1 protein-coding gene is annotated in these 230 nt (G+C 67.4%); it reads right to left on the bottom strand.

Going from position 1 to position 230, the window contains the following annotated elements:
* The coding region (locus tag ACCD03_RS25670; RefSeq protein ID WP_413413304.1) for a hypothetical protein at positions 1-230 on the bottom strand (230 nt) is incomplete at both ends.

Below are 230 nucleotides of genomic sequence, written 5' to 3'. Positions count from 1 at the left end.
GCACCACAGGATGAAGCCCTGCAGCAGTACGATGCCGGTGACGATCATCAGCGGCGCCGGCGACATGCCCATGATATCGAAGGGCGCCGCCGGGCGGGCTTCGCCCAGGCCCCAGCGGTTGAGGTTGTTGAAGCCGAAGACGATGAGGATGATGGAGGTCGCGGCCAGGACCACGCCGACCAGGTCAATCTTCACCTCGGGGCGCGCCGCCTCGGGCTTCAGCCTGGGGC

Origin of the sequence: Ralstonia sp. Ralssp135 (genome assembly GCF_047304345.1) — a bacterium.
In the GTDB taxonomy this organism is placed as follows: Bacteria; Pseudomonadota; Gammaproteobacteria; order Burkholderiales; family Burkholderiaceae; genus Ralstonia; species Ralstonia chuxiongensis.
This window is presented reverse-complemented; position numbering and strand designations above follow the sequence as displayed.